Annotated in this window: 1 protein-coding gene and 1 pseudogene; both read right to left on the reverse strand. The window is 69.8% G+C overall.

The genetic code is table 11. The annotated features are described in order from the left end of the window. Window positions 1–265, reverse strand: a pseudogene (locus HLK59_RS50115) (hypothetical protein); the annotation flags it as partial. 56 nt (window positions 266–321) lie between these two features. Beyond that, a complete protein-coding gene (locus HLK59_RS52260; RefSeq protein ID WP_346780019.1) occupies window positions 322–966 on the reverse strand; it encodes an RICIN domain-containing protein in 645 nt (214 codons plus the stop codon). Between the last annotated feature and the right edge of the window lie 142 nt (window positions 967–1,108).

Raw genomic sequence — 1,108 nt, forward strand, 5'->3', positions numbered from 1 at the left:
CTGTGCGGGGCTCGGCGTGGGGTTCGGCGCGTTCCTCGTCCTCCTGGGCGGTGTCGCTGTCCGTGGCGGTGGCCTCGTGTGTCCCCGTGTCCGGGTCGGCGGAGGCTGCTTCCTCCTCGGAGGTGACGGTGGCGGCGGCCGGCTCGACGTCGGGGACGGGAGCGGGGACGGAGACGGGGACGGTCGTGGGCTCCGCGGCGGAGGTCGCCGCGGCGACCGCCGTGCCACTCGTGGTCACCGGCTGGTCAGGGGAGGCGGCCGTCATGGGGTCCTTCTGTCTTCCGTCGGGTGCGTGGGGAGTGGGCGGAGTACCGGGGCGTGTCACGCGGTGCTCCACTTCTGGTTGTCCGATCCCGTGCACGTCCACAGCTGGACCCGGGTGCCGTTGCCGGTGCCCAGATCCTTGACGTCGACGCACTTGTCGGCCTGGACGTTGACCAGGTCATGGGCGGCGTTGAGGCGGAACTGCTGGGCGCCGGTGCCGTTGCAGGAGGTCAGCTGGATCGTGGCGCCGTCGTCGCGGGAACCTCCGTCGACGTCCATGCACATGCCCAGGGCCCGCACGGTTCCGTCGGAGGCGAGCCGCCAGCGTTGCCGTGCGGCGCCCGAACAGTCCCAGATCTGGAGGGGCGTGCGCTCGGCGGTGCTGCCGTCCATGACGTCCAGGCAGCGTCCGGAGGCCTGACCGCGGATGCGGACTCCGGCGGTGGTGGAGGCACCGGTGGCCGAGGCGGCGGGCGCTGACTCGGTGGCGGTGCCCGTGGCGCCCTCGTCCGGTGTCGGCGCGGCGTCGTCCGCCTTCGGACGGTCCGAGGCCCGGTCGGTGGCGTCGCCCCTGGACGCCTGGGCCGAGGGAGAGGCGGACGAGGGCACGGCGGTGCCGTACGCGCCGGTCTCACCGCCGGTCCAGTGGTCGCCGAGGCGGGTGGACCCGGGGCTGGCTGTTATACACATCTCCGAGCCCACGGGACTCCTGAGCCTCTCGTAGGCCGTCTGCTGCGGGAAAAAAAAAACACATAAGCACAAACAAAGTAGGGACTGACAGAGACAACAGACGAAGGGAGAGAAGCAAGATATCATGTGTGTAACATACAAAATAGAATAAAGA

This window comes from Streptomyces sp. S3(2020) (assembly GCF_013044505.1).
In the GTDB taxonomy this organism is placed as follows: Bacteria; Actinomycetota; Actinomycetes; order Streptomycetales; family Streptomycetaceae; genus Streptomyces.